We start from the raw sequence: 24,607 nt of genomic DNA on the forward strand, positions 1-24,607 counted from the left end.
TCCTGGCCCTTGTAACCGGTCTTCTGGATAAGCGGGATAAGCGCAAAGATCAAATAACGCAGCGTCTTCTTCGCGGGCAAGCCCGCTCCCACAAATCTCTGCCCCTATAACTGTGCGGCAATAGGCAGCTGCCGGCGCAGGCTATTCTTAGGTGTCTGCCCCTCTACAAAGGAGACGCCAGCATGAGCACCTTTCCCCTCCACCCAACCCTGGACAACGAAATCCAGCCCGCCGCCGCGAACTTCAGCGGTGGCACCCTGCAATGCCTGTGTGCGACCGACAAGGTCGAGGTCCGAATCGATGCGCAAACCCTGCATAACCATGCCTGCGGTTGCAGCAAATGCTGGAAGCCGCAGAACGCGACGTTCGCGGTCATCGCCGTGGTGCCGCGAGATAAGGTCAGCGTGATTGCCCACGGCGAAAAACTGGCGATTGTCGATCCAGCTGCAACCATTCAGCGCCACGCCTGCACGCGGTGTCACGCCCATCTTTTCGGACGCATCGAGAACAAGGACCACGCGTTTTATGGCTTGGACTTCGTTCACACCGAGCTGTCGCCGCAAAGCGGATGGGCGGCGCCGGGGTTCGCGGCGTTCGTCTCCTCGATCATCGAGACCGGCACCCCTCCCGCGCAGATGGCGGCCATCCGCGAGCGCCTGCGCTCGCTTGGCCTGGAACCCTATGACTGCCTGTCGCCGGATTTAATGGACGCGCTGGCGACCCATGTCGCCAAACAGAAAGGTCTGCTTCCCGGCGCCTGATTGAGTTGGCTGCCTGTCCGGAAACAACCGGTGGTCGATAAGGGCTGGCAAACTCGGCATATGCCGCTCATTATACGGCATATGCCGAATCACTCAGGAGATGGCCATGCTCGCCGAAATCATGCGTGAACCCGCCTACGGTGCCTACCGCGCACGGTTACAGGACCTGTTGCAGATCCCTGACGATGCCTCCGATCTGGAAATTCACATCCTTATCCAGGGCGGCTTTGCAGCCAACACCGTGATGAAGCTGGTTGAATTGGGTGAGGTGACCCCGTTTGAGCGCGATCTGATCATCCCGCTGAAAACCCTGAAGACGCGGATTGCCAAAGACCAGCGACTCACGGTCGACGAGAGCGATCGTTTGTATCGCACCGCCCACATTACCGCCATGGCAGACGCTGTGTTTGGCAACAACGAAAAGGCCAAGCGCTGGCTCTCGAAACCCAAGGAACGGTTCCAGGGCATTGCCCCCATGGCCATGTTGTCGACGGTCCAGGGCACGCGGCAGGTGGAAGAAATGCTGATTCAACTGGCAGAGGGATTTGCCTTTTGATCCTCTGGCGTATCAGTGGGTACGCCGACCTGTCCGGGCGTGGCGGCGTCCTCGCCAGCGGGCGATGGCACACAGCCGGGCGGCCGGTGGTTTATCTGGCGGGCACCCCGGCCGGGGCGATGCTGGAGATTCTGGTGCACATGGAGATTGATCAGGAGGACCTGCCTGAGACATTTCAGTTGCTGACGGTTGAACTGCCCGACGATGTCAGCATGGCCCCGGCGCCAACATTAAAGTCAGACTGGGACGCCGATCAGCGGCACAGCCGGGCACTGGGTGATTCGTTTCTGGTGGAGGGTCCTGCCCTGCTGCTGCCAGTGCCGAGCGCGATCATGCCCTACTCGCTCAACTACCTGTACAACCCGTTGCACCCGGACGCGGCCAAGGTCACGCTGCGCTCGGAACCGTTCAGGTTCGATAATCGACTGTTCAAGAAAACCTGAAAGGCCGAGAACTGATCCCCAGGCGCAGCCACCCACCCTGGCTGGCTGCCCCCTATTCTCAGTAGATCCCGCGATAAATCGCCTGCACCTGCGCCTCGTCCATGTCCCTCGGATTACTGGCGATCAGGCGCTGCAACCCCGTCACCACATCCTTGGCCATCGGCGCAATCGAGTCCTCATCGATACCCAACCGCGACAACCGGGTTTCCAGCCCGCTGTCGCGTACCAACGCCTCGATGGCCTCGACAAAGGCCTGGGCGGCGCTGGCTTCGTCGGCGAAGCGGGCTTCGGGCAGCAGGTGCGCGGCCAGTTCGGCGTACTGCCGTTGCGCCGCTGGCAGGTTGAAGCGAATCATCGGCGCCATCACCAGTGCGTTGGCGTGGCCGTGAGGGATGTGAAAGCGGGCGCCCAGTGGATAGGCCAGGCCGTGAATCGCCGCCACCGAGGCGTTGACGAAGGCCATGCCGGCCATCAGCGAGCCCTGGAGCATGGCCGAACGCGCGGCGACGTCGCTGCCGTCGGCCAGCACTTTGCGCAGGTTGCCGCCAAGCAGGCGCAGGGCGGTGGTGGCGAGGCCATCGGCGATCGGGTTCTTGCGGGTGCGGCTGGTGTAGGCCTCGATCGCATGGACCATGGCGTCAAGGCCGGTGGCGGCGGTGACGCCAGCGGGCAGGCCGAGGGTCAGCAGTGGATCGAGGACCGCCACGTCCGGCATCAGTTGCGCCGAATACACCGCCTGCTTGCGCTGCTCTGCGTCGGTGATCACCGAAACCCAGGTCACCTCCGAGCCGGTGCCGGCCGTGGTCGGCACCAGTACCAGTGGCAGGCGCTGGCCGTGAGCCTTGTCGCTGCCGTACAGCTCCGGCAGCGTTTGCTCGCTGTTGATCAGCAACGCCACCAGCTTGGCCGCATCCAGCGAGCTGCCGCCACCCAGGCCAAGCACGCCATCGGCGGCAAATGCCCGGCCCTGGCTGACCGCCTGTTCGACCACCGCTGCCGGCGGGTCGGCAACGACCTGATCGAACACTGCCACGCTGCAACCGGCCGCCTCCAACGCGGCACAGGCCCGGGCGGCGAAGCCGAGCTTGACGATGCCCGGGTCGCACACCAACAGCACCCGCCGCACCGCCAGCCCGGCGAACACCTGGCCAATCCCTTGCAAGGCACCCGCCGCGCAGACGATCCGCGGCACGCTTCTGAACTCATGATTCATCGCCATCTCCTCACAGCACCGAAGCGTAAATGGCCCGGGCGTCTTCCCGGCTGACCGGGCGCGGGTTGTTGATCAGCAGACGTTCGACTTTCATCGCGTCGTCGCTCAGGCGATCGAGGTCGGCCTCGCTGACCCCGACCTCGGCCAGGCGCTGGGCAAACGGCATGCGCTGCACCAGTGCGGTCATGAAGCCGATAAAGGCCTCGCAGGCTTGCGCCGGATCGTCGAAACGCTGGCCAGGCAGCACGCTTGCCGCCAGTTCGGCGTACAGCGCCTGCGCCGCGCTGCGGTTGAAGTTCAGCACCGGCACCAGCACCAGCGCATTGCTCAGACCATGGGGCACATGGAAATGCCCGCCCAACGGATAGGCCAGTGCATGCACCGCCGCCACCGGCGCGTTGGCGAACGCCATGCCGGCGAGCATCGAACCAAGGAGCATGGCGGAACGCGCCTCGAGGTCATCCGGCTGCGCCAGCACCCGATCGAGGTTGCCCCCCAGCAGGCGCAGGGCCTGCACTGCGAGGCCGTCGGACAGCACGTTTTTCTTGTGCTGACTGGTGTAGGCCTCGATTGCATGGACCATCGCATCAACCCCGGTCATCGCACTGACCGCCGGCGGCAGGCCGACAGTCAGACGGGCATCGAGCAAGGCGATATCCGGGTACAGCAAGGGGCTGACGACCCCCTTCTTCTCGTGGCTGGGGGTGGTGACGATGGCCACGGCCGTGACTTCGGAACCGGTGCCAGCGGTGGTCGGCACCTGGATCAGCGGCAGGCGCGGCCCCTTGGCCAGGTTGATGCCGTAGATATCGCTGAGTGCCTGCTCATGGCCGCAGAGCAGCGCCACCAGTTTGGCGGTGTCCAGCGAGCTGCCGCCACCCAGGCCGATCACCGCCTGGGCCTGGCAATTGCGCCCAGCCGCCACCGCGTCGAGCACCGAGTCTTGCGGCGGATCGGCCTGTACGTCGCTGTACAGCGTGACGTCGACCCCGGCATCGCGTAGCGCCTGCAGCGGTGCATCGAGCAAGCCGGCGCGTTGCAGCCCCGGGTCGCTGACCAGCAGCACTCGGGTGGCGCCGAGTTCACGGCACAGCGCGCCAAGGCGCAAGGCGCCGTCGATTTCGCAGATCACCCGTGGGGTGGTTTCAAAAGTAAAGTTCGACATGCGGATTATCCTGCTCGCACGCTGCCGCGCTCGATGCGGTACAGCGCATCAACCAGGTCAGCGGAATGGGTGTCATCGGATTCGGAGATCAGCACGCACAGGCCTTCCTGTCCGAGCTGGGCGATTACTTCGGAGAGCCGCCGCGACAGCACCGGCGCCACGCCCTCGAACGGTTCGTCGAGGATCAACAGCCGGTTACCCGGCATCAACGCCCGGGCCAGGGCCACCAGTTTTTGCTGGCCGCCGGACAGTTGCATGGCGCGGCGATCGCGGAACTGGGCGATTTCCGGGATCAGGCTGTACACCCACTCCAGGCGCTCGGCGCTGCCCGGCAGCTTGTTGGCCCACACCGGCAGCAGAATGTTCTCCTGCACCGTCAGCGCCGGAATCAGCCGGCGGTCTTCCGGCAGGTAGCTGATGCCGCTCGCCGCTCGCTGATAACCGGGCTGGGCGCGCAGGTCGTTGCCGGCGAAGTGGATCGAGCCGGAGCTGGCATCGAGCAGGCCCATCAGGGTGCGAATCAGGGTGGTCTTGCCGGCGCCGTTGTGGCCGATCAAACCGACCATCTGCCCGGCCCCGACGCTCAGCGAGACGTCGTGCAGGATCGGCACCGATTCGATGGCGACGTTGAGGTTGCGAATGTCCAGGCTCATGCGGTTGCCTCCTTGTGGCCCCGTTGGCCGCCGGTCACCAGTTCCTGGACCCGGGCGTTGGCCAATACGGTTTGCGGCGGACCGTCAGCCAACACCTCTCCACTGTAGAACGCGAGGATCCGCGAGACGTAACGGCGCACCACGTCCATATCATGTTCGACGAACAGCACCGTCACCTGATGCCGGGTCACCACTTGCATCACGGTGTCCATCAGTTGGGTTTTCTCTTCGGCGCTGACGCCACTGGTGGGCTCGTCGAGCAGCAGCATTTGCGGATCGCCGATCAGCGCCATGGCGATGTCGATCAGCTTGCGCACCCCTTGCGGTACGGCGGTGACCTTGTTGTCGCGCCAGGCGAGGATGCTGAACTCGCCGAGAATTGCCTCGGCGCGGGCGATCCGCGCGTCATTGCGCAACGGCCGCAGCAACGAGGGAAACGGCGACTCGGCGCCGGCCAGGGCAATCAGCAGGTTGTCGAGCACGGTCAGTTCGGGGAACAACTGCGCGACCTGGAACGAACGGGCCATGCCAGCACGGGTGATCGCCCGTGGCGTGCGGCCGATGATCGACTGGCCGTTGAAGAGGATTTCACCTCGGCTGGGCTTGAGGTAGCCGGTGACCATGTTGATGAAGGTGGTCTTGCCGGCGCCGTTGGAGCCGATCACCCCCACCACTTCGCCCTTGCTGATGCGCACGTTGACGTCCTTGGCGGCAGTCACCGCGCCGAACTCCTTGTACAGTCCACGGGTTTCCAGAATGCAATTCATACTTTGGCCTCCACGGCCTTGGCCGCACGGGCCTGACCACTGAACAGGCTCCACAGGCCCTTGGGCAGAAAGATGATGATGGCCAGCAAGGTGATCCCGAGGATCATCTGCCAGCTGTGGGGCACCAGTTCGATGGCGTAGGTGCGCACCACGGCGAACAGGATTGCCGCGATGATCGGCGCTGCGACGTGAGCGGTGCCGCCGAGCAAGGCGATGAAGACGAACTCGCCGGAGGTGATCCAGTAAGCCATTTCCGGGTCGATATGCCCGGCGGCCAGGGCCATGAAGCCACCGCCCAGCGCCGATACCCCGGCTGCGGCGACGTAGTTCATGTACAGCACCCAGCGCGGCGACTGGCCGAGGTACTCGACCCGCACTTCGTTCTCGCGGATCGCCTCGCACATCGCCCCGGCGCTGCTGCGCCCATAGCGGTGCAGCAACACCGCGAGCACCGCGGTGACCGCGACGATGATGACGAACAAGGCCAGCGGAGCCTGGCCGGCAGCCGGGCTCCAGCCGAACAGGGTCCAGGGCTTGACGTTGAAGCCGTCGGTGCTGCCCAGGGCCGGGCTTTTCACCAACATGCCGTAGAGGATCATCGAGAACGCCAGCGACAGCATGGCGAAGAAAATCTCGCGGTAGCGGGTCATCAGCAGGCCGAGAAGCATGGCCAAAGCGACCGCTGCCCCCACGCCGATCAGCAGCAGGGTCGGCAGATCGCCGATGGACAGAAAGTGCCCGCTCATGCCCACGGCGTAGCCGCCGATGCAGAAGTACAGGCCCTGGCCGAAGGTCACCAGGCCGGCGCGCATTTGCATCACCACGCCTTGCACCACCATCGACTTGGCCAGCGCCATGGTCAGCAGGAACACCAGCCATTGCGGGGCGATCAGGCCGGCGGCGGCCAGCAGCACGGCGACGCCGAGCAGAATCAGTTCGGTTTTATCCAGGCGCATCAGATTTTCCTCGCAAGCACGCGACCGAACAGGCCTTGCGGGCGCACCGCGAGGACCAGCGCCATCACGCCATAGATCACAAAGAGTTCGAATTGCGGCGCGTAGTGCACCGCAGCCGCGCGACTCAGACCCACCAGCAAGGCGCCAAGGGCCGCGCCTTCGATGCTGCCCATGCCGCCGATCACCACCACGGCGAACGCCAGCACGATGATTTCCACGCCGATGCCCGGCGCCACCGAAATCGCCGGCGCAGTCAGTGCCCCGGCCAGGGTGCCGAGCACGGTGCCAAGGACGAACACCAGGGTGAACACCTTGCGCACGTTGACGCCCATGGCCTGGGCCACTTCGCGGTCATGGATCACCGCACGCAGGACCTTGCCCTGATGGGTGCGCTCGAGCCACAGCCAGAGACCGAAGCCAAGCACCAGCGACACCCCCACCAGCATCAGGTCGTAGTTGGAGACTTTCAGCCCCGCGAGCACACTGCGCCCCATTTCGGCGTAAGGCTGATAGGCAAAGTACGGGTTGACACCCCAGATCATCTTCATCGCGTCTTCGAGGATCAGCAGCAAGGCGTAAGTGATGATCACCATCAGCACTTCGTCGCGGCCGTACATGAAACGCAGCAGGCCGCGCTCGATCAGCAGCCCGACCACCAACCCGGCGGCCAGCGCACAACCGAGCATCATCAGGTAGCCGACCCACACCGGGCCCACACCGTTATTGAAATACCAGCCCACCAGCGAGGCGGCGGCATAGGCGCCAATGGCATAAAAACTGCCATGGGCCATGTTGAGAATGCGCATGACACCGTAGATCACGGTGAGCCCCGCCGCGACCAGAAACAGCCACGAGGCATAGATGGCGCCGTCGATCAGCACCGCATAAAGACTCAGCATAAGGTTCTACCTTGGCAAGAGTGGCGGCCATGGGCGGCCGCCACGATCAGTCAGCTGTGCAAGACGATCAGTTGCACTGCGCGCCCGGGAAACCGGCCTTGATCCAGTCGTGGGCGCTGGTGCCGTCCGGCGGAGTCACGCACTCGCCGGCGAAGGCGATGACGTTCTGCACGCTGCCCTGCTTGCTGGCCTTGTCGTAGTGGTACTCACCGTAGGCAATGCCCTGCATCGCCTGGTGGCCGCCGGCGCGGGCCATCTGCACGGTGCCGGACACCGATTCGAAGGTCGCGCCCTTGAACGCCTTGGCCATTTCCAGCGGCGCCGGCACCTTGCCGGCCTCGGCCTTGGCGTTTTCCGCGGCGAATTTCAGGCCGAGGATGGCTTGCGCCATCTTGCTCGCCGGGTAGGTCGGCGCGGCTTTGTACGCCGCTTGATAGGCGTCGGTGAACCAGTTGTTCAGCGGATTCTGCGGGGCAAAGGCGCCGAACGGGCCGCGACCGCCGATGATCATGCCGTTGGGCGCCTGGTCCTTGTAGCGCGCCAGGGCCGATTCGCCGCAGGTCAGCACCGCAGTGGCTTCTTCCAGCAGGCCACGGGCGTTGGCCTGCAGCACCAGGGCCTCCATGTCACCGCCCCAGAAGCTGGAGTGGATGATGTCCGGACGCTTGACCGACAGCGCCGAGATTTCCGCGCCATATTGGCCCTGGAACACTTTGGGCATTTGCGATTCGACCACCTGGGTCTTGGGCATGACCTGGGCCATCGACAGGGTGAAGTCGCTCCAGCTGTCCTGGCCCCAGGCGTAGTTCTGCTGGATGCCGCCGACGCGCACGGCCTCCGGACGGGTCTTGGCCAGGTAACGGGCGGCGCCGATGTTGTCGACGGCAGCGTCGAGGCTGGTGCGGAACACGAATTGCGGAGTCTTGTCTTCGCTGAACAGTTGCGAGGTGCCGCAGTCATAGAACACGGTCATTGCCCCCAACTCCTCGGCCACTGGCGCGATGGCCAGGCAATCGCCGGAGGAGATGTAGCCGACCACCGCATCGACCTTCTGGCGCTGCACCAGGTTGCGGAATTCTTCGACCTGCTTGGCGGCACCGCCGGCCTCATCGATGATCACCATCTCGATCTCGGCGCCGTTGATCCCCAGCTTGTCGTAGGGTGCGGGCAGCTTGCCCTGGTTCAGGTTTTCCACCAGCAGCCTGGCGGCATTCGCCGATGGCTCGCCGAACGGGCCGGCGGCGGGACCTGAAAGGAAGGTCACCACGCCAATGCGGAACTTGCCATTTTCGGCGGCCACGGCGCTGCCGCTGAGGCCAGTGGCGAGACCTGCCGTGGCCAATGCCAGGGCCAGGGTCAGTGCCTTGCGGGTGTGCGGGACGCTTTTCTTATAGTTGTTCATGGTCATTTCCATTACGGGTTACTGAAGCTAAGGGGCGTGCCCCTCGGGATGGGTTGGCCCGGCCTGGCGACGCGCGCGCACGGCCGGATCGGGCAGCAGGTCTTGGGCGGAATACACCGACCACTCGCCGAGTATCAGTTGCGCTGGCGGGTAATCGCTGTTGCGCACCGGGGTGCCGACGGCCTGGGTCTGCAGGATCTGGTGGGTCAGCGGATCGATCCGCGAGACGAAGCCCGGCGGGTCTTCCGGCAAGGCGATCTCCAGCCCTTCGAGGGCTGTGACCAGGGATTCGGTGTCAGTGGCGCCGGCCTTCTGGCTGGCGGCGGCCAGCACCATCACTCCGGTGTAGGCGCCTTCGGCGGCGTAGGTTGGGTAGCGCCCGGTCAGGCTGTGGAAGCGCTCGACGAAGGAGCGATTGCGCGCGGTCTGCGGCCAGTTGTTGTGGTGGCGCGCGGAAAGGATCAGCCCCGGCGGCGCCTTATCGCCCAAGGAGACCAGGAAGTCGTAGTTGCCGCCGGTATCGAAGTTGGCCAGGCGCGAGGTCTCGAACAGCCGAGTGCCCGCCGCCTGCTTGACGAAGGCGTGGAAGTCGCCGCCCCACAGGGCCGAGACGATGATGTCCGGACGCGCCTGCTCGAGGGCCGCGATGTAGGCCGAGTAATCCGGCTCGTACAGGCGTGGCCAGAGTTCGGTGACGTCGTCGAACTGTACGCCGAGTTGGCGCAACGCTTCGTGCAGGTCGTCCCGCGAAACGTGGCCGTATTCGTAGTCGGGGCCGATAAAGGCCAGGCGCTTCCAGCCGGTTTTCGCCTGCAGCGCCTTGAGGTAATGAGCGCCGGCGGCCATCGACGTCCAGGTGTCGTTGGTCACGCGAAAGTAATAGCGATGGCCGCTTTCCAGGGTCATGCGCGACGAGGCGTGATCGGTGCCGATCATCAGCACTTTTTCGTCCCGGGCCAGTTGGCTGACCGCCAGCGCCACACCCGAAGAGACCATGCCGCACAGCACCTGCACGCCGTCCTTGCGAATGAAGGAGCGGGCCAGGCTGACACCGTAGGACGCCTTGGACTGGTCGTCGTCGATGATCACACGCATCTGCGCAATCGCCTCACCGGCGTCGCGCTGGGCCTGCAATTCACTCAGGGCTACCTGGATCCCGGCGATGCTGTCCTGGCCGTAGATCGCTGCGCGCTCGGTCATCGGGTACAGGCAACCGAGGGTCAGCTCGGCCTGCGCGGCAGGCGCGCCCAATTCGACGCGACCGGCCTGCACCGCTCCGGCGTAAGCCAGCAGCAGGCCGCTCAGGGCGACAACGATCGGCAGGTGGGAAAACGGCAGTTGCATAAAATCCCTTGGGGCGTTCGGGGACGCCTCTTGTCGGTTAGCGAAAGGGTTATCGCAAAGGCTGTGCCAGCCTTTGCATCAGGCACCCTGAAATACCACGAAAGCGCTCTGCGACGAGGCTTTGCGTGGTACTTGGCGAGTATCGGGAGGCGCCGCGACGATGACCGACGCGGCGTATGGCGAGCAGTGTTGAGCGGCTGGCGCTCAAGCCGCGCGCGCGGTTGAGCGGTTAGCGCTCATCGCCGCGCTCGATGCCCAGGCGCTGCAGGCGACGCTTCAGCGCATGCCGGGAAATCCCCAGCAGATCGGCGGCCAGGCCCTTGTGCCCGGCGCTGCGGCTGAGGGCATCGCTGACCAGCTCGCGCTCGGCCCGCTCCAGTTGGTGATCCAGCGCCGCCAGCGAGGCCGGCGCCGGCTCGGCGGATTGCAGATGGGCCGGCAACTGGGCGCTGCCAATGATTTGCCCGGGCAGCAGGATAGTCAGGCGTTCGATCAGGTTTTTCAGCTCGCGCACGTTGCCTGGCCAGCGATGGCGGACCAGGGCGGCGGCGCTGTCGGCGGCAAAGACGATCGGCGCGACTTTTTCCTCGCGGCCCTGATGCGCGGCGAAATGCCTGGCCAGCAACAGGATGTCGTCGCCGCGCTCGCGCAGCGCCGGAATGTCCAGGGTGATGACGTTGAGGCGGTAGAACAGGTCTTCACGAAAACGCCCCTGGCGCACATCTTCGGCGAGGTCACGGTTGGTCGCTGCCACTACCCGCACATCGGCACTGCTGGCCTGGCCGGCACCGACCGCACGGTAGCTGCCGTTCTCGAGGAAGTGCAGCAGCTTGGCTTGCAAGGCCAGCGGTAGCTCGCCGATTTCATCGAGGAACAACGTGCCCTGGTGCGCTTGAGTCACCAGGCCGATGCGCTTCTGGTGAGCGCCGGTGTAGGAGCCCTTCTCCGAGCCGAACAGTTCGGCTTCGATCAATTGCTCCGGCAGCGCCGCGCAGTTGACCTCGATAAACGCCTGGCCGGCCCGCGAGCTGTTGGCGTGCAGTGCCTGGGCCACCAGGGTCTTGCCGGTGCCGGATTCACCGAGCAGCAGGATCCGCGTCGCCGAGCTGCGGGCGATCCGTTGCAGCGCCGCATTGAGGTTGGCCATGACCAGGCTCTGGCCGAGCAAGGCACCCTGCTCTGCCGTGCTGCTGGCGACGGCGCCGGGCCGCTCGAGGGCCGCGCCAATGGTCGCCAGCAGGTCGTCGAGTTCGAAGGGTTTGGTCAGGTAGTCGGTGGCGCCGCCCTTGACTGCCTGCACGGCGGCGCGGGTGTCGCCATGGGCCGAGATCATGATCACCGGCAGGTCTGGCCGCAATTTGCGCAGGCCGTCGAGGGTGGCGATGCCGTCGATGCCCGGCAGGCCGAGGTCGAGCAGGACGATATCCACCTCGACCTTACTGTCGGCCAGCAGCTCCAGGGCCGCCTCGCCGCTGTACACCGCGCGGGGCAACATGCCTTCGCTGCTCAGGGCGTAGCTCAACGAGCGCACCAGCGCCGCTTCGTCATCGACGATCAGTACATGTGTTTCGGACATCGGTCGCTCACTTCAGATAAGTCGCGGCGGGCGCGGGGAAATCCAGGGTCACCACGGTGCCGGCGCCCGGGGTGCTTGCCAGTTCCATGCGCGCGGCGTTGGCTTCCAGCAATTGCTGGCAGATGCTCAGGCCCAACCCGGTGCCACGGGCCTTGAGCGTAAAAAACGGTTGCCGCACCTGGTCCAGCGCGGTCGCGGGAATGCCGCAGCCCTGATCGACCACGGTCACCCAAACCCGCTCGCCCCAGGCCTGGCCGGCGAGCACTACCGCCTGCCCGGCTTCGCTGGCTTCCACGGCGTTGAGGCACAGGTTGAGGAGGACTTGCTGGGCCTGATCCGGGTCGACCCACAGTTGCAGGCCAGCCTGACAGCGGCTGGAAAACTCAACGCCCTTGGCCTCGGCCTCGGGCGTAACCAGGCGCACGGTGCGCGCCATCAGGGTTTCAAGGTCCACCGCCTGGGGAATTGCCGGGTGAGGCCGGCCGTATTCCAGCAGGTCGCTGGTGACATGGGACAGCCGGTCGATTTCCTGGCACAGGTCGCTGAGCAGTTCGCGGCGCTGGCTTTCCTGTTCGCGGCGGAGCAAGGCCTGCACCGTGGTTTTCATGGTCGCCAGCGGGTTGCGCACCTCGTGGGCGACGCCGGTGGCGAAGGTGCCGAGCACCGCGAGTTTTTCCGCGCGCACGGTGCGCTCCATGACATCCGCCAGACGCCCGGCCATGACATTGAAGGCGCGGGTGACCCGACCGATTTCGTCGTCATGGGCCTGTTCCGCCAGGCGATAGCGCAGATCCCCCGAAGACAACTGATGCGCCCCTTCCACCAGCGAGCCGACCCGCGTACGCAATTGCCGCGACAGGGTGAAGAAGACAATCAGGATAAAGCCGATAAAACCCACGGCCACCAGGTACAACCAGCCGCGCGCATCGTCCAGCGGCTTGAGGATCGCCCCCGGTTGCACGCTGAACACCACTTGCCAGCCGGGCAGGATCACCGGGCCTTCGCGCCAATCGCCAGGTGCCTTGACCTGGCGTCCGGTGGCATCGATAAACGCCCCGCCCGGCACCCGCAGCAACGGTGTGACCACTCCGTTCAGGCCGCTGCTGACCAGCAGTTCACTGAGGGAAGCCAGCCGCAAATGCAGGCCGATGCTCACGCGGTGATCCTGGCGGCCGTTACGGACAGTCTTGCGGATCAGCAGCCAGCCCGAGCGCCCAGCCTGAGGCAGCAGCGGGCCGATCACCTCGACATCGCCGACCCGCTGGCGCGCCAGGCCGTCCAGCGACCAGGCTTCGCGGCCCCAGTACGGCGCGCCCGATGCGGCCTGCCCGGGCAAGACCTTGAGCAGGCGATCCTGCTCGTCGAAAAACAGCACGCCGTAGAGAAACGGCAGCTCGCCTTCAAGCTTGAGCAAGGCATCGACATCACCGGCCGGGTGCGTCGGGTCGGCGATGAAGTCCGGCATGTTGGGGTGATTGGACAAGGCCGAGAGCTGGTAGAAACGATCGTCGAGAAACGACGACAGGCGATTCGCCGTGGACAGCGCCTGGGCATCCAGGCGTTCACCGGTCAGGCGGTTGAGCAGGTCCTTGGCCAGTTGCTCATAGAGCACCGCCAGGCCAATCAGCGCCAGGCCCATGACCACGATCGACAGCAGGGTATAGCGCGCCACCAGGCTGCGGCGCGGCCGGGCCAGGCGTCGCCAGAACGGGCGCGCGGAGAGTTGGATATCCATGGGCTTTGTAATTGTTGTTCATGTGATGTCGGGGGAGCATAAGGACCGCAGGTCGCAGTTGTCCATGGCGCCGTTGCCCGCGCCATCTGCCGAACGCCACAAAGCTGATATCATTCGTCCCTTCACCCGCCGAGCCGCAGACCATGAACCGTCGCAAGAAAATCAAGCAGTTACTCGAAAGCCACGCCAAGAAGGCCAGTGCCAAGCTGGCGCCGAAGAACAAGCCCAAGTACATCAGCAAGGCCGACCGCCTGAAGTTGGCGGCCGAGACGGTCGACGACGCCGGCATCAGCGCCAGCGTCGACAGCTGAGCCTCACTCGATGTGCGGCTCGTGACTGAAGTCGAGCAGGGCCATGAAGCGCTCGATCAGCGGTGAAGGGTTGTGCGCATGCCAGCTCATGTACAGCCCCACGGCGGGGTTGCCGGCGGCGCTGACCGGGGCCAGTGCGCGAAACACCACCTTGTCCCCCGCCACCGTGTTGGCGATGGATTCCGGCACCAGGGCCACGCCAAAACCGCAGGCCACCAGCCCCACCAGGGTCTGCATCTGCGCCGCCTCCTGCACCACTTTCGGAAAAAACCCTGCGGCGTCGCACAGGGCGATCAACTGGCTGTAATAGCCGATGCCCAGGCCCGGTGGGGTGAACACGAAGTCATCCTCAGCGAAATCCGCCAACTGCACCGGCCCGCCCCCGGCCCTCGGATGATCAGCGGGCAGCGCAATGACGATCTGCTCGTCGAGCACCAGGCGCGTTTCGATATTCGCCGCGGTCATCGGCAGGCGGCGGCGAAACGCGATATCGGCCTCCCCCGCGACAATCGCGTCGGCCTGCTTGGCCGAGGGCATTTCCCTGATCACCAACTGCACCTGGGGCAGTTCCTGGCGGAACTGCCTGAGGCTGTTGAGCAATGAGGGATAGCCGGAAATCGACACCGAGGTGATCGTCAACTTGCCGGCAACACCCGCCGCCACCTGACGCGCATGCTCGACGCCCTGCTCCAGTTCCTTGAGGGTGCGGTAGGCGGCGCTGAGGAAGGCGTTGCCCGCCGGCGTCAGCTTGACCTCACGCTTGTCACGGATGAACAGGCTGAAACCCAGCTTGCCTTCCAGGCGGCTGATGGCCTGGCTCAGCGGCGGCTGAGCCATGTGCAGGCGCTGCGCGGCCTTGTGGAAGTGCAGCTCCTCGGCCACGGCGACAAACTGCCGGAGCAGACGGGTTTCGATCATTGCAGGGGGTCCTTCGGCTGTGCGGGTCGAGGCTTGGGTCGGCAGACAAGCCTCTGATATGCATAGGGTATCAAGTGCGTCGCTGATTAGTATTAAACAAGCCGAATAGCCATTGTTATGGTGGGGAGATATTCGGCTGGGGCATGCAATGAACTTCACAGGAAAAACCGCCATTGTCACCGGCGCGGGCCGCGGCCTGGGCTTGAGCTACGCACGGGAGTTGGCCAGGCGTGGGGCCAATGTGGTGATCAGCGATATCGGCGCCGATCCGCTCGGCGCCGGCAGCGACACCTCGATCGCCTTGCAGGCGGCGCAGATGCTGGAGGCCGAGGGTTGCAAAGTGGTCGGCCATCACGGCGACCTGTCCAGCGAAGCCGGCTGCCGGCAGTTGGTCGAGACCGCCATCGAAGCGTTCGGGCAGTTGGATATCCTGATCCACAATGCCGGCTGGGTGGGTTATCAAGGGATTGAAAGCACTGACGCAGCGTTTCTCGGGCGCGCGCTGGAGATCAATGTCCATGCCCCCATATGGTTGTGCAAACATGCATGGCCCTATCTGCGCCAGGCCAGCGACGCGCGGGTGATCCTCACCACCTCGGACCGGGCGATGTACCAGCAGTATGCGCAGGCGGGGCTGGTGGCCTATTCCGCGGGCAAGATGGCGCAACTGGGGATCATGAATGCGCTGAGCATGGAAGGTGCGGCGGACAACATCATGGTCAACGCCATTTCGCCGGTGGCCAGGACGCGGATGTGGGGCGAGACCGGCGAGCCGCAGAACCTCAAGCCTGAGTGGGTGGTGCCGGGGGTGATTTTCCTGGCCTCGCCGCAATGCCGTCACAGTGGCTATATCCTGCGCGCCAGCAACGGCCAATTTACTGCCACCCGTTTTACCGAACACCCGGACGTTGACTACCCCGTCGACCTCACCCGTGTGCAGGCCAACAGCCCCGAACAGATTGCCCAGCGTTGGGACTGGATTCGGGAGTGTTGAGGCCATCGGCCACACCGCATCACCTTCATCGCCGGTAGGCTGGCACACAGATTTCATGTCGTTCACCCGTTTGGTGCTCACTGCAAAACCCCCACTATGTTCGCCAGCGAACAGACGAACAGCGCCTAGTCCCACACTCTAGGCTGAACAGCCAGGTCTAAAAGTCCCAACTCGCTGGCACGATGCGTCGGAGCATCTTTCAGAATGCGCGCGATATCAGTCATGCGCTGAAGGCACAGGACCTTATGAAAAGCATATGGACACGCATAAGAGAGGTGATCACTCGCTCGCCCGGCTTTTGGCGAGTCGGGCCATTTTCGCCCCCGCGATTCGCCTACGAACCCATCTTGCGCTCAGAGCTTTACAGTGCCGACCAGATGGCCACTCACGGTATTGCCCTAGCACGGCAGCACCGGCTTACCGCATTGTCCGCACGTGACTCGATGCTGGGCAGGCTCGATGACAACGAGCAACTTTTAAAACGCAGTTGCACAGCGCTGACCAAGGCGCAGATGTCCAGTAGACGGGTGACGCCGGCAGCCGAATGGTTGCTCGACAACTTTTATCTGGTCGAGGATCACATCCGCACCGCCAAGACCCACCTGCCCAAAGGCTACAGCCGTGAATTGCCACGCCTGGTCAACGGACCGTCCGCAGGACTGCCACGGGTGTATGACATTGCGCTGGAGACCATCTCCCATGGCGACGGGCGAGTCGATGAGCAAAGCCTGAGCCGCTTCATTTTTTCCTATCAGACCGTGATGCCGCTGGCGCTGGGGGAACTGTGGGCGATCCCGATCATGTTGCGTCTGGCACTTATCGAAAACCTACGGCGAGTGGCCTCGCGGGTCATGGCCAACGCGGATGATCGCAATCTGGCCAATGACTGGGCCGAGCGTCTGATCGAAACTTCGGAGCGTGACATCAAGAATGTGGTGTTGACCGTGGCCGACATGGCCCGCTCCACGCCGCCGATGACCCCGGCCTTTGTTGCGGAATTCACTCGCCGCCTACAGGGGCAGAGCGCGGCCCTGGCCCTGCCGCTGAACTGGGTCGAACAATTGCTTGGTGAGAGTGGTTCGAGCATCGAGCGCCAAGTGCAGCTCGATGCGCAACAACAGACCGCCGATCAGGTGTCCATCAGCAACAGTATTGGCAGCTTGCGCCTGTTGTCCGCCACGGACTGGCGCGAGTTCGTCGAGTCGATGAGCCATGTCGACCAGTTGCTTCGGGAAGACCCGGCGGGCATTTATCCAGCGATGGACTTCAGCACTCGCGACAGCTACCGGCATGTCATTGAACGCCTTGCCCGAAGCAACCCGCAACACTCGGAAGTCCTGGTCGCCCGCACCGCAATCAATCTCGCCAGCAGCGCAACGGCGACTATCTCGTGCCCAGTGCTGGCCCGTCATGTCGGGTATTACCTGATCAGTGCCGGCCTGCCGATGCTGGAGCGCCGACTCGAGGTCCGGGTTCCATTCCATGCACGTTGGAAACGTTTACTGCAACAATCGCCGCTGATTTTTTATCTGTCACCGGTGGCGTTTCTCACGTTCATCTTCGCCTGGCCGCTGCTGGCCTCCGCACATCGCGACGGCATGGCGGCTGCGGCGCTGCTTGTGCTGGCGATCCCTTGCCTGATCATGACCAGTCGCTTGGCAATCGGCCTGATCAACTGGTTGGTGACCTTCAGCCTGGTACCGGCGGTGTTGCCGAAAATGGATTACGCCAGCGGTATTCCCGATAACGCGAGAAGCCTGGTGGTGATCCCGACGCTGATCGCCAGCCTGGCCGATGTTGACGAACTGGTGGAAGGCCTGGAAGTCCGCTTTCTGGCCAACCGCGACAGCAACCTGTATTTCGCCCTGCTCAGTGATTTCCTCGATGCCGCGCAAGCGTCCCAGCCCGAGGACGCCGATCTGCTGACCCAGGCTTGCCGTGCAATCAGCCTGCTCAACCAAAAGTATGCGGACGGCCTGGGCGATCGCTTCTTCCTGCTGCACCGGCCGCGTCGCTGGAACCCAAGCGAAAAGGTGTGGATGGGCCATGAGCGAAAACGCGGCAAGCTGATCGAGCTCAACGCCCTGTTGCGCGGCCAGGGGCTAGACCGTTTCGATACCATCGTCGGCGACATCGCGCCGTTGCGCGAGGTGCGTTATGTGATCACCCTGGACACCGACACCCTGCTGCCGCGCGACGTCGCCCGCCAATGCGTGGCGACCATGATGCACCCGCTCAATCGCCCGCTGTTCGACAGCACGGGCGAACAGATCATTTGCGGTTATGCGGTGCTGCAGCCACGGGTGGGCATTAGCCTGACCAGTGCCACGCGCTCGGTCTACGCGCGGCTGTTCGGGAGTGATGCCGGGGTCGATCCCTACACCCGGGCGGTGTCGGACGTGTACCAGGATCTGTTCCAGCAAGGCTCGTTCATCGGCAAGGGCATCTACGACGTGGATGCGTTCACCTGCGCGCTGGAGGGCTGCTTGCCGGATAACCAGATCCTCAGCCACGACCTTATCGAAGGCTGTTATGCGCGATCCGGACTGCTCAGCGATGTGCAGCTCTACGAGCAATACCCCTCGCGCTTCGGTGCCGATGTGAAACGCCGACATCGATGGATACGCGGCGACTGGCAATTGCTGCCGTGGATCTTGCCCTGGGTGCGCAACGCCGATGGCCGTTGGTGGCGCAATCGGCTGAGCGTCATGGCGCGATGGAAGATCCTCGACAACCTGCGCCGCAGCCTCGAACCGCTGGCGCTGTTGCTGATGCTTGCATGGGGGTGGTTTGCCAGTAGTGCGCCCCTCGGGTGGACGCTCACCGTCATTAGCTTGATGGTGATTCAACCGTTGTTGCGCACCCTGACCGACCTACTGCAGCCCCTCGCCGATGTGCCCTATGGGCAGTACGTGCGAGTGCTGCTCGGCGATCTCGGGCAGGACCTGGCCCGGGCTTGCCTGACGCTGGCCTGGCTGCCCTTCGAGATGTATTACAGCGCCGATGCCATCTTGCGCTCGCTCTGGCGAATCGGCTTCAGCCGCCGCCGGCTGCTGCAATGGCAGCCCTCGCGCGAGGTCGAGCGCAACACGCAAAACTGTCTGTCCGGCCTCTATCGCCAGATGTGGATCGAGCCGGTATCGGCCCTGGTCTCGCTGGCCTTGCTGGTGAACCACCCGCAGACACTGGCCATTGCCACGCCCCTGCTGCTGTCGTGGCTAGCCGGTCCGTGGATCGCTTGGCGACTCAGTGCAGCCCCTAAACAGTCGGTGTTCGAACCCTCGGCCGAGCAATTGCGCTTCCTGCGGTTGCTGACGCGCAAGACCTGGGCGTTCTTCGATCAATACGTCGGACCCGAGGATCACTGGTTGCCACCGGACAACGTGCAGGAGCAACCCCGGCCAGCCATTGCCCATCGCACCTCGCCCACCAATATGGGCATGTCCTTGCTCGCCCACCTGGCCGCACATGACTTCGCCTACTTGAGCACCGGACGGCTGCTGACACGGCTGGCCGCGTCGTTGGACAGCATGGACGGCCTGGAGCGTTATCGGCAGCACTTCTACAACTGGTACGACACGCAGACCCGGGAGCCGCTACACCCGCATTACGTGTCCACCGTAGACAGCGGCAACCTGGCCGGGCTGCTGCTGACCCTGAGTGCCGGCCTGACGCAACTGGCGGACGCGCCGATGTTCGGTCCTGCACTGATCAAGGGCCTGCGCGACACCCTGGAAGTCCTTGCACAGGCCCGACGTGCTGCGGGCGCAGATGACCGGGCGCTCGACGAACTGCGAACTATGCTTGAGCAGGCCCCACCAGCGATGTCCCCCGAGGCGCTGGCAGAACTATTTCACGCCGCTGGCAAGCAGCTTGCGGACAGCCCCGTGGGACTTGATGATGAAAGCCTCTACTGGCGCGACCTGTTCAACCGTCAATGCCGCGACTGGTCAGACGAACTGCAGCGCTATCGACTCCCCGCGCCCTTGCTCAGCCAGCCATCGACCGCATGCAGCTTGCGTCAACTGGCCGGCCTGAACCTCGCCGACTGGGCCGCACAGCATCAACCTCAGGTCGAACGCGTGCGCCGTGCTGCCAGCAACAGCCTGCAAACCCTGGAGCGTCTGACCCGGTTATCCAGATCACTGGCGCAGATGGATTTCTCGTTGTTGTTCGACCCGCAGCGAGACCTGTTCGTCATCGGTTACAACGCCGAAGACCGGAGGCTCGACAGCGGCTACTACGATCTGCTGGCCTCCGAGGTGCGACTGACCAATTACCTGGCCATCGCCCAGGGACAAATCCCCCAACGCGCCTGGTTTACACTGGGAAGGCTGCTGGGCGAAAACGCTGGGGTACCGACCTTGCTGTCCTGGTCGGGCTCGATGTTTGAATACCTGATGCCCATGCTGGTGATGCCCAACTATGACGGCAGCCTGCTGGACAAGACGTGCCGCGCCGCCGTGGCGGTGCAGATTGAACACGGCAACCTGCTGGACATTCCCTGGGGTGTTTCGGAATCGGGCTATTACGCCCTCGACGCCCATTTCAACTATCAATATCGCGCCTTCGGTGTCCAGGCCCTTGGGCTGCAACGCGGACTGAGCAATGATGTAGTGATCGCGCCCTACGCCAGCGCCCTGGCGTTGCTGGTCGATGCCGAGGCGGCCTGTGAAAACCTGCAGCGGCTTGCCCAGCAAGGCTCTGCCGGGCGCTTCGGTTTGTATGAGGCGGTGGACTACACCGAGGCCCGCTTGCCGCGCGGCCAGACCCACGCGGTGGTCCGCTCGTTCATGGCGCACCACCAGGGCATGAGCCTGCTGGCCTTGACCAGCCACTTGCTCAATCAACCCATGCAGCGCCGGTTCGAGGCCGACCCAGCGCTGCAATCGGCCTTGCTGTTGTTGCAGGAACGGGTGCCCAAATCCACCGCGCCGTACCTGCAGACTGCACAGCCGCCAGCGCTCGGCGATGGAGGCCTGGGCCACGATCCCGGGCTTCGGGTATTCGCTGACCCAGGCCACAAACGGCCGGCCGTGCAATTGCTGTCCAACGGTCGTTACCACGTCATGCTCACCAGCGGCGGCGGTGGTTACAGCCGCCGCCATGACATGGCCGTGACCCGCTGGCAGGAGGACATTTCCCAAGACAACTGGGGCACGTTCTGCTACCTGCGCGATGTCCAGACCAATACGGTCTGGTCGGCTGCGCATCAGCCCACGCTGCAACAGCCCGACAGCCATGAGGCGATCTTCAGCGATTCGCGGGCCGAGTTCCGCGCGCGCAACCTGGATTTTGACACCCACATGGAGATTGTGGTCTCGCCCGAAGACGACGTCGAACTGCGCCGCCTGCGTATCACCAACCTCGCGTCATCGGCCAAGACGCTGGAAATCACCACCTATGCCGAAGTGGTGCTGACGTCCCCGGCGAGCGATGCCATGCACCCGGCGTTCAGCAAACTGTTCGTGCAAACCGAACTGCTGCCGGCGCTCCAGGCCATTGTCTGCAGCCGCCGTCCCCGGGCCAGCGATGAACCGACGCCGTGGATGTGCCATTTGCTGGCGGCGCACGGCGTCGACATCGATGCGATCTCGTACGAAACCGATCGCGCCCGCTTCATCGGCCGGGGCCGCAGCCTAGTGGCACCGGCCGCCCTCGATGCCGGGTGCCTGACATTGTCAGGCAGTGCCGGTCCGGTGCTCGACCCGGTGGTCGCGATACGCTGCAGGATTACCCTGCAACCGGGCCAACAGGCCACCATCGATCTGGCCAGCGGTGTCGCCGATACCCGTGATGACTGCCTCAACCTGATCAACAAATATCGCGACCGGCACCTGGCCGACCGAGTTTTCGACCTGTCCTGGACCCACAGCCAGGTGCTGTTGCGCCAGCTCAATATCTCACTGTCCGACGCCCGTCTGTTCGAACAGATGGCCTCGTCGCTGCTGTATGCGAACGCCTCGCTGCGCGCCGACAACGCCGTACTAATGGCCAACCGGCGCAATCAGTCGGGGCTCTGGGGGCAGGCCATCTCCGGCGACCTGCCGGTGGTTCTGCTGCAAATCCAAAGCCTGGACAACATCGCTCTGGTGCGGCAGTTGATTCAGGCCCACGCCTACTGGCGGCAAAAAGGCCTGGTGGTCGACCTGTTGATCTGGAACGAAGACCAGGCCGGTTATCGCCAACAACTGCAGGATGCAATCATGGGCCTGATTACCTCGGGCAGCGAGGCCACGCTGCTGGATCGTCCGGGCGGAATTTTCGTTCGCGCAGTACAACAGCTGTCCAACGAAGATCGCGTGCTGGTGCTCTCGGTGGCCAGGCTCGTACTGAACGAAGGGTCGGGCAGCCTCGCCGAACAGATTCATCGGCGCGGGGTATCGCCGGTGCAAGCGCCATTCGTTGCAACAAGGCCCTATCAGGCCGGGGCCGGAGCGGTTCGACCGAAGCCTTCGGCACTGCTGCTGGGCAACGCGTATGGAGGCTTCAGCGCCGATGGCAATGAGTACATCATCAGCGGGCTGGCGACCCAACCGACGCCCGCGCCGTGGGTCAATGTGATCGCCAACGGGCAATTCGGCACGGTGGTCTCGGAAACCAGCAGTGCCTATACCTGGGCCGAAAACGCCCATGAGTTTCGCCTGACGCCCTGGCACAACGACCCGGTCACCGATCGCGGCGGCGAAGCGATTTATCTGCGTGATGAAGAGACCGGGCACTTTTGGTCTCCCGCCCCGCACCCCTGCCCTGGAAAAGGCCCCTACCAGACCCGCCACGGCTTCGGTTACAGCGTATTCGAACATGAGGAAGACGGCATTTACAGCGAGCTATGGATTTATGTGGCGCTGGATGCACCGATCAAATTCTCCCGACTATTGCTGAGCAACCGCTCGGGGCGCAGTCGCTCACTGTCGGTCACCGGCTATGTGGAATGGGTGCTAGGCGATCTGCGCAGCAAATCGGCGATGCATGTAGTCACCCAGTCCGACCCGGCCACCGGCGCCCTTTTCGCCCGTAATGCCTACTCGCTGGAGTTTTCCGAGCGGGTGGCGTTCTTCGACACCGATACCGTCGATCACGGTGTCAGCGCGGATCGAACCGAGTTCATAGGCCGCAGTGGCACCCTGGCCTCGCCGGCAGCGATGCAGCACGCCGGATTGTCCGGACGGATGGGTGGCGGCCTGGACCCTTGTGCCGCCCTGCAAGTGTCGGTCGAGCTCGCCGATGGCCAGAGCAAGGAGGTCATCCTGCGTCTGGGGGCAGCCGCCTCGAGCAACGACGCTACCCGACTGGTACAACGATATCGCGGCAGCATCGCCGCGGCCGAGCAGTTGCAACAGGTTCGGGAACACTGGCGCTCATTGCTCGGGGTCATTCATATCGAAACCGGCGTGCCGGCGGTAGATGTCATGGTCAACGGCTGGTTGATGTATCAGGTCATCGCCTGCCGATTCCAGGCCCGCAGCGGCTATTACCAATCGGGTGGCGCCATCGGTTTTCGCGATCAGTTGCAGGACAGCATGGCCATGATCCATGCCGATCCTGCGGCCGTACGCAGGCATCTGCTCCTGTGTGCCGGCCATCAGTATGTGGAGGGAGATGTGCAGCACTGGTGGCATCCGCCGATGAATCGAGGGGTTCGTACGGCCTGTTCGGATGACTTTCTGTGGCTGGTGGCTGCCACCAACCGCTATGTCGAAATGACCGGGGACGTGGCGGTGCTGGAAGAACCGATCGGGTATCTGGAAGGACGCCTATTGGCGGCTGGCGAAGAGTCTTACTATGACCTGCCGGTGGTCTCGTCACTGCAAGAGCCCCTATATCAACACTGCGTGCGTGCCATCGAACATAGCCTGCGCCGCGGTCGCCACGATTTACCGCTGATGGGCTCCGGCGACTGGAACGACGGCATGAATCGTGTCGGCCATCTGGGTGAAGGTGAAAGTGTCTGGCTGGGCTTCTTCAGCTATCAGGTGTTGGTGCAATTTGCCGTGACAGCGCGCTGGCACGGTGATCACGCCTTCGCCAAACGCTGCAGCGACATTGCAGCGACACTGCAACGCAACCTCGAACAAAATGCGTGGGACGGCGGCTGGTATCGCCGTGCCTGGTTCGATGATGGGCAACCGCTCGGCTCGGCAAGCAATCAAGAATGTCGCATTGATTCGATCGCCCAAAGCTGGTCGGTGCTTTCCGGGGCCGGGTCTACCAGGCGTCAGACCAAGGCCATGCAGGCGCTGGATGAACATTTGATCAGGCGAGACATCCGCGCCGTACTGCTGCTTGACCCGCCCTTTGACAAGGGGGCGCTTGACCCCGGCTATATCAAGGGCTATGTGCCCGGCGTGCGCGAGAATGGCGGGCAATACACCCATGCTGCCGTCTGGGCCGGCATGGCATTCGCGCAATTGGGCGATGCCGACAAAGCGTGGGAGCTGCTCAAACTGATCAACCCTGCCGACCCTGGCAACCTTGCTCGCATCGACACCTACAAGGTCGAGCCGTATGTCATGGCCGCCGACGTCTATGGCGCCCCGCCCCATGCTGGGCGAGGCGGCTGGACCTGGTACACCGGTTCGGCCGGCTGGATGTATCGGCTGATTGTCGAGTCATTGCTCGGCGTACAACGCAACGGTCGAACGCTGAGTATCGATCCGCTGATCCCCGTCGACTGGCCGGGTTTCAAGCTGCACTACCGCTACGGTAAAACGCTTTACCACTTCGATGTGCATCAAGGCAGTTCGCCCCTCACCTTGATGACTCTCGACGGAGAGCCGTTGAGTGGTATGGCCCTGACTCTAAATGACGACGGCCTGCAGCGTTGGATTCGAGTAGATTGCCGCGCCCGATTACCCATGCCTCAGACGCCAGGATTCGCAGAGACCGTCGATGAGTAGATATTGATAAGCCG

General features: G+C 63.8%; 17 protein-coding genes. 6 read left to right on the forward strand and 11 right to left on the reverse strand.

Going from position 1 to position 24,607, the window contains the following annotated elements; all coding sequences use genetic code 11:
• Positions 1-182: 182 nt before the first annotated feature.
• The 3 genes from gfa (at position 183) to NR126_RS02030 (ending at position 1,760) form a co-directional block, all read left to right on the forward strand.
• Positions 183-761: an S-(hydroxymethyl)glutathione synthase gene (gfa, locus tag NR126_RS02020; RefSeq protein ID WP_027620826.1), complete on the forward strand. Its 579-nt coding sequence runs from the start codon at positions 183-185 to the stop codon at positions 759-761.
• A gap of 106 nt (positions 762-867) precedes the next feature.
• A complete protein-coding gene (locus NR126_RS02025) occupies positions 868-1,317 on the forward strand; it encodes an antitoxin Xre/MbcA/ParS toxin-binding domain-containing protein (protein WP_105755218.1) in 450 nt (149 codons plus the stop codon).
• Positions 1,314-1,760: an RES family NAD+ phosphorylase gene (locus NR126_RS02030; protein WP_256829568.1), complete on the forward strand. Its 447-nt coding sequence runs from the start codon at positions 1,314-1,316 to the stop codon at positions 1,758-1,760. The genes NR126_RS02025 and NR126_RS02030 overlap by 4 nt, the downstream gene beginning before the upstream one ends.
• A gap of 58 nt (positions 1,761-1,818) precedes the next feature.
• Here NR126_RS02030 and NR126_RS02035 read toward each other — a convergent pair whose 3' ends face one another.
• The 10 genes from NR126_RS02035 to NR126_RS02080 all read right to left on the reverse strand — a co-directional run bounded on the left by NR126_RS02035 (position 1,819) and on the right by NR126_RS02080 (position 13,470).
• Positions 1,819-2,973 (reverse strand): iron-containing alcohol dehydrogenase, encoded by a 1,155-nt coding sequence (locus NR126_RS02035; RefSeq protein ID WP_256829571.1) that lies wholly within the window; start codon positions 2,971-2,973, stop codon positions 1,819-1,821.
• A 10-nt stretch (positions 2,974-2,983) separates the two neighbouring features.
• Entirely contained in the window at positions 2,984-4,138 is a 1,155-nt protein-coding gene (locus NR126_RS02040; RefSeq protein ID WP_256829572.1) for an iron-containing alcohol dehydrogenase, read from the reverse strand.
• Positions 4,139-4,143: 5 nt separating this feature from the next.
• Positions 4,144-4,791 (reverse strand): ATP-binding cassette domain-containing protein, encoded by a 648-nt coding sequence (locus NR126_RS02045; RefSeq protein WP_256829574.1) that lies wholly within the window; start codon positions 4,789-4,791, stop codon positions 4,144-4,146.
• Positions 4,788-5,558 (reverse strand): ABC transporter ATP-binding protein, encoded by a 771-nt coding sequence (locus tag NR126_RS02050; protein WP_256829575.1) that lies wholly within the window; start codon positions 5,556-5,558, stop codon positions 4,788-4,790. Before NR126_RS02050 ends, NR126_RS02045 begins: the two co-directional genes overlap by 4 nt.
• Positions 5,555-6,514, reverse strand: a complete 960-nt coding sequence (locus NR126_RS02055) for a branched-chain amino acid ABC transporter permease (protein ID WP_256829576.1) — start codon at positions 6,512-6,514, stop codon at positions 5,555-5,557. Before NR126_RS02055 ends, NR126_RS02050 begins: the two co-directional genes overlap by 4 nt.
• A complete protein-coding gene (locus NR126_RS02060; protein ID WP_027620818.1) occupies positions 6,514-7,413 on the reverse strand; it encodes a branched-chain amino acid ABC transporter permease in 900 nt (299 codons plus the stop codon). The genes NR126_RS02055 and NR126_RS02060 overlap by 1 nt, the downstream gene beginning before the upstream one ends.
• Before the next feature lie 67 nt (positions 7,414-7,480).
• Entirely contained in the window at positions 7,481-8,815 is a 1,335-nt protein-coding gene (locus NR126_RS02065; protein WP_105755212.1) for an ABC transporter substrate-binding protein, read from the reverse strand.
• A gap of 27 nt (positions 8,816-8,842) precedes the next feature.
• Complete coding sequence (locus tag NR126_RS02070; RefSeq protein WP_256829577.1) at positions 8,843-10,159, reverse strand: ABC transporter substrate-binding protein; 1,317 nt, start codon at positions 10,157-10,159, stop codon at positions 8,843-8,845.
• A gap of 229 nt (positions 10,160-10,388) precedes the next feature.
• Entirely contained in the window at positions 10,389-11,735 is a 1,347-nt protein-coding gene (locus tag NR126_RS02075) for a sigma-54 dependent transcriptional regulator (RefSeq protein ID WP_256829578.1), read from the reverse strand.
• 7 nt (positions 11,736-11,742) lie between these two features.
• Complete coding sequence (locus NR126_RS02080) at positions 11,743-13,470, reverse strand: PAS domain-containing sensor histidine kinase (protein ID WP_256829579.1); 1,728 nt, start codon at positions 13,468-13,470, stop codon at positions 11,743-11,745.
• 143 nt (positions 13,471-13,613) lie between these two features.
• Between NR126_RS02080 and NR126_RS02085 the strand changes: the two genes are divergently transcribed.
• Positions 13,614-13,781, forward strand: a complete 168-nt coding sequence (locus NR126_RS02085; RefSeq protein WP_256829580.1) for a DUF2986 domain-containing protein — start codon at positions 13,614-13,616, stop codon at positions 13,779-13,781.
• A gap of 3 nt (positions 13,782-13,784) precedes the next feature.
• On the opposite strand, the gene NR126_RS02090 is transcribed toward NR126_RS02085, so the two are convergent.
• Positions 13,785-14,699 carry a LysR substrate-binding domain-containing protein gene (locus tag NR126_RS02090; protein WP_256829581.1) on the reverse strand — a complete coding sequence of 305 codons (915 nt, stop codon included), beginning with the start codon at positions 14,697-14,699 and terminating at the stop codon, positions 13,785-13,787.
• A gap of 148 nt (positions 14,700-14,847) precedes the next feature.
• On the opposite strand from NR126_RS02090, the gene NR126_RS02095 reads away from it, so the two are divergent.
• Positions 14,848-15,693, forward strand: a complete 846-nt coding sequence (locus NR126_RS02095) for an SDR family NAD(P)-dependent oxidoreductase (RefSeq protein WP_256829582.1) — start codon at positions 14,848-14,850, stop codon at positions 15,691-15,693.
• Between the two features lie 245 nt (positions 15,694-15,938).
• Positions 15,939-24,593 (forward strand): GH36-type glycosyl hydrolase domain-containing protein, encoded by an 8,655-nt coding sequence (locus NR126_RS02100; protein ID WP_372825563.1) that lies wholly within the window; start codon positions 15,939-15,941, stop codon positions 24,591-24,593.
• Positions 24,594-24,607: the final 14 nt, after the last annotated feature.

The sequence above is a fragment of the Pseudomonas sp. Pse1 genome (assembly GCF_024519635.1).
Classification (GTDB): Bacteria; Pseudomonadota; Gammaproteobacteria; order Pseudomonadales; family Pseudomonadaceae; genus Aquipseudomonas.

What these genes read in the sequence shown, in the direction of transcription:
- NR126_RS02060 (WP_027620818.1), bottom strand. Translation starts at nt 7,413, where the DNA reads ATGCTGAGTCTTTATGCGGTGCTGATCGACGGCGCCATCTATGCCTCG.
- gfa (WP_027620826.1), top strand. Translation starts at nt 183, where the DNA reads ATGAGCACCTTTCCCCTCCACCCAACCCTGGACAACGAAATCCAGCCC.
- NR126_RS02095 (WP_256829582.1), top strand. Translation starts at nt 14,848, where the DNA reads ATGAACTTCACAGGAAAAACCGCCATTGTCACCGGCGCGGGCCGCGGC.
- NR126_RS02075 (WP_256829578.1), bottom strand. Translation starts at nt 11,735, where the DNA reads ATGTCCGAAACACATGTACTGATCGTCGATGACGAAGCGGCGCTGGTG.
- NR126_RS02085 (WP_256829580.1), top strand. Translation starts at nt 13,614, where the DNA reads ATGAACCGTCGCAAGAAAATCAAGCAGTTACTCGAAAGCCACGCCAAG.
- NR126_RS02100 (WP_372825563.1), top strand. Translation starts at nt 15,939, where the DNA reads ATGAAAAGCATATGGACACGCATAAGAGAGGTGATCACTCGCTCGCCC.
- NR126_RS02050 (WP_256829575.1), bottom strand. Translation starts at nt 5,558, where the DNA reads ATGAATTGCATTCTGGAAACCCGTGGACTGTACAAGGAGTTCGGCGCG.
- NR126_RS02055 (WP_256829576.1), bottom strand. Translation starts at nt 6,514, where the DNA reads ATGCGCCTGGATAAAACCGAACTGATTCTGCTCGGCGTCGCCGTGCTG.
- NR126_RS02080 (WP_256829579.1), bottom strand. Translation starts at nt 13,470, where the DNA reads ATGGATATCCAACTCTCCGCGCGCCCGTTCTGGCGACGCCTGGCCCGG.
- NR126_RS02040 (WP_256829572.1), bottom strand. Translation starts at nt 4,138, where the DNA reads ATGTCGAACTTTACTTTTGAAACCACCCCACGGGTGATCTGCGAAATC.
- NR126_RS02090 (WP_256829581.1), bottom strand. Translation starts at nt 14,699, where the DNA reads ATGATCGAAACCCGTCTGCTCCGGCAGTTTGTCGCCGTGGCCGAGGAG.
- NR126_RS02045 (WP_256829574.1), bottom strand. Translation starts at nt 4,791, where the DNA reads ATGAGCCTGGACATTCGCAACCTCAACGTCGCCATCGAATCGGTGCCG.
- NR126_RS02070 (WP_256829577.1), bottom strand. Translation starts at nt 10,159, where the DNA reads ATGCAACTGCCGTTTTCCCACCTGCCGATCGTTGTCGCCCTGAGCGGC.
- NR126_RS02065 (WP_105755212.1), bottom strand. Translation starts at nt 8,815, where the DNA reads ATGAACAACTATAAGAAAAGCGTCCCGCACACCCGCAAGGCACTGACC.
- NR126_RS02025 (WP_105755218.1), top strand. Translation starts at nt 868, where the DNA reads ATGCTCGCCGAAATCATGCGTGAACCCGCCTACGGTGCCTACCGCGCA.
- NR126_RS02035 (WP_256829571.1), bottom strand. Translation starts at nt 2,973, where the DNA reads ATGAATCATGAGTTCAGAAGCGTGCCGCGGATCGTCTGCGCGGCGGGT.